Here is a 3,916-nt window from a genome sequence, read left to right on the forward strand (position 1 = left end):
GAATTGTTTCCTGAATATAAAAACTAAGAAAAGAGGCTGAGGCCTCTTTTTTTGTGAACTATTTCCAGGCAGTAACCTCCAGATTCACTTTTCTGAATTTGAGTTTTTTCAGCTCATCATTGATCAGGTAATAAATGAATTGGTATTCACCGGTCTTCTTACTGTATTTTCTGACATCGACAAAAAGAGAATACGAAACTTTGTTCCATTGATTGTTGCGCAGCACTTCCTGTAACTTCGCTTCGCTTTTTCGCCATTTGATCAATGTATTTGGCTTTCTTCGTTCAATCACATTGGAGAGTTTTGCGAATTGACGGAGTTCCGCTTCGTTTCGAAGGAAGATTTCGCAATTCAATTCAAGTTCGATGCGCTTCCATCCTTTTTCAATACATATTTTGGGTCCCACATCTGTGAAAAGCCCGTTAACACCTTCTTTTACAAGCTTGTCCAAATACAGATACTTCAGTGGTATTTTTTCTCCTTTCCGGGCGTGTTCTTTGTAAAGCTCTTTGGGAAGAATTTTATCGTAATCGTGATAATAACGGGCCATTTTTTTGAAAATTCCTAACTGCTGTGTCAGTTTTTCGCTCATTTGATGATCATCGGAATGTGTCAGTTTCAGGTTTTTTCCAATCTTGAAAAGCTGCCCTTCGTATTGAAAATGATCATTGTAAATCAGGTGTTTGGTTTCACTGTCCAAACTGATTAGCGGAAGGGTTCTGTTGCACTTGAACGACTTTTCGAAAGCGATTTCTTTTCCAAAAAACGGCACTTGCTTCGGGATTCTCAGTTGTGGATAATGGATTCGCAGGTAATTCAGAATAGTAGGCGTGAGATCATTGTGTGAGATCAGGGAATTGAATTTTCCGGATTTCTTCAGTAGAGGTGAATAAATCAGAAGCGGAGTCTGGTATTTTTGAATTTCGCTTCGTGGAAACAACGGATTGCCGTGATCCCCGAAAACAAAGAAAATGGTATTGTCGAAATCTGCCTTTTTTGCTGCCTGTTGAAAGTAGTTTTTGAGGGCTTCATCCGAAAATAAATAACTGGCATAAACTTCCGAGAGTTGCTGAATTTCTTCCCTTTGCTTTTTGGTCGCTTTGGAATGTTCCAGCTTGTCATTTAAAACCGAGATATAATGGCTTTTTTGCGGAAAACAATAAGGCTCATGGTTACTGATTGTGAGGAAAACATCTAGTTTTGGGTTGTTGTTTTTGTGTTTTTGATCATCGACGAAAGATTTTTGAAACAGATGATCGTCCGCATAACCCCAGATACTGAGAACACCATCCCGCGTTTTTGAAAAACGGGATTCCCAGGATTCGACCATGTAATCTGTCTGATTGTAGCTCATAAACTCATTCATACTACAAAAACCCAGATCGACACCGCAATAGAATCTGGAATGATAATCAGGAAGCAGTGAAATCAGGGACCAATGACGTGGGTATTCCTCTTTTTGCATGAATTGTTTTTCAGGAGGATTCGGAGCGGAGATCAAAGCTGCCGGCAATACATTGTGTGTGCGTTCGCACGTTGAAATGAAATTCGGGAAGTAGAGACTTTTTCTGCTGAGTGAATCCAGAAAGGGCATCAAGTGACACGGGTTTTCATTGTTTTCTCCCACCAGGAAGGAAGACAGGGATTCTACGATAATAATCACGATGTTGGGCGGACCTTTGGGCGATTGTTTGAGATACGCTCCGAATTTACTGGAAGCTTCCAGTTCGTGGATCAAAGGATATGCATTGCTGCGTTTTTGCGGATCGGGGAAAAAGGAATCGTCCAGTTGGTTGAAAAGAGAAGTATTGATCTGTTGCAATTCCTGATTTGAAAAGAAATGCTTTTCCGTGACGTCTAAAAAAGCCAATAGCTTATTATTGATAAACATATCTCCGACATAATCCCGTGAACTGATATTTTTCCATGGGTAAGCCACCAAAGCCGACAACGTCAGAAATCCGAAAAGAACCGAACCAAATCTCATCGGTTTTATTTTTCGGATAAAACGCGGAAGTATGAAATAAGAAGATATCAGAAATGAGGGGAATACAATGGAAAAGAAACCGATATTCGATTCCAGGTTGGCAGAAGTGATCAATTCCGAAAAACTGAGCTGATAAAAAACAGTACCCAAAAGCTGTTTCGTTTTGACGAAATAGAAAATAAGCATGAAATTGGAAAGAATGCTTGCAATAGCGAAAAGGTGCAGGAAAATAAGATTGATCTTCCCGGAAATAGTCCGGATAAGTATGCTGAAAACACTTCCTGTGAAAGAAACCAACAAACAGAGTAGCAAATCCATCAATAAACCTTTGATATGGTAAATCATTTTTACCGGAACACCGAAAATTTCTTGTGGTTCACAGCTGATTTGAAAAATCCGGAGGAAACAAAAGACCAGAAAGAGGGAAATGGTATACGGAACTATTTTTTGGTAGAGGGATTGATAAAAATTCATTCTTTAGGCTGGGGTGTTTGATTTGATACAAAATTAACAATTAATTAAACAGATATTAACATGGAAAGGTTGGGTAGTTTTGATAAATATGCGGGATTTGCTATTTGACGGAAGAAACTTTTTTCTTAAATTAAAGAAGAAAAGGCACTGATTTTGATTGAAAACAAGCGTCAGTGCGGTTTTCAAATAATTAAGAAATGAACGAATACTACTTGCATTTTCTCTGGAAAAACAAACGACTTCCCTTGCACCAATTGAAGACCGTTGATGGGGAAAAAGTCGAAATTCTGCATGTCGGATATTACAATCCGGATTCCGGACCGGATTTTTTCAACGGACAGATTGAAATTGATCAGATCAAGCATTCGGGAAATATCGAAATGCATGTGAAATCGTCCGATTGGAATTTGCACGGGCATCAGCACGACCTGGCTTATTCGAACGTGATTCTGCATGTGGTATATGAACACGATCAGTTGATTTTCATAGAAGGAATTCCCATTCCGACGGTCGAACTGAAAAAAATGATTGATTGGAAACATTACGATTGGTTCAAAAAGTATTACCAGAAAGATGCAGCCCTTCTTTTATGTGAATCTTTTTTGGATCAGGTTTCTCAACCCATTATTTGGAATCAGGTCGAACATGCGGTTTTCCAGCGAATGTCCCGGAAGGTGAAGGAATTGGATGAACTTTACAGAGAACGGAACATGTCTTTCAAAGAAATCTTGTTTCATTCCATTTCCAAAGCTTTCGGGATGAAAGTCAATCAATTGCCTTTCCAGGAATTGGCTATTGGAATTCCCTTTGAGAAATTTATCAAAGCTTCCCGGAAGCAGAAACTGGCCATCACTTTTGGGGTCGGAGGTTTTCTGGAAGAGTCGCCTTTGGTTTCATACCAGGAAGAATTGAAAAACGAGTGGGATTTTCAGAAGTATAAATTGAAACTGGAAGCCAGAAACCGGGTGTCGTGGAAATTTAAAGGCTGCAGGCCCGGTGGTTTCCCTACGCAAAGACTTGCTCAGTTCGCAGGCTTTGTTCATGAGATGGATTGGACTTCTTCCTTGTGGTATCTTCCGGCGAAAGAGTTATTACAGATTTTACAGGAACGTTTACTGAAACCGGCAGATGAATACTGGTTGAATCATTTCGACTTCGGAAAGGAGAAAAAATCAGAATCGGGAATGAGCATCGCCACGGCAAATACCATTATAATGAATAGTGTTGTGCCTTTTTTGTGGTGGCTGACCGATTGTTTGAGTGATGACTCGTATCGAAACAGGGCCTTTGAAATACTGAATCTGCTCCCCGCAGAACGAAATGAGAAAATCCGGATGTGGAGAACGAAAGGAATTGTTCCGAAAAATGCGCTCGAATCACAAGGTTTAATAGAAATGACCAATGAATTCTGCACTAAAAAAGCCTGCCTGAATTGCCGGATCGGAAACACAATTT

General features: G+C 39.8%; 2 protein-coding genes. One reads left to right on the forward strand and one right to left on the reverse strand.

The features are described from left to right. Nucleotides 1-58: 58 nt before the first annotated feature. Nucleotides 59-2,332, reverse strand: a complete 2,274-nt coding sequence (locus Q1V93_RS08930) for an alkaline phosphatase family protein (protein WP_300663887.1) — start codon at nt 2,330-2,332, stop codon at nt 59-61. 326 nt (nt 2,333-2,658) lie between these two features. On the opposite strand from Q1V93_RS08930, the gene Q1V93_RS08935 reads away from it, so the two are divergent. Next, nucleotides 2,659-3,916 (forward strand): DUF2851 family protein (locus Q1V93_RS08935; protein WP_300663889.1); only part of this gene is annotated, 1,258 nt, incomplete at its 3' end.

The organism is Fluviicola sp. (assembly GCF_030151805.1).
Taxonomy (GTDB): Bacteria; Bacteroidota; Bacteroidia; order Flavobacteriales_D; family Crocinitomicaceae; genus Fluviicola.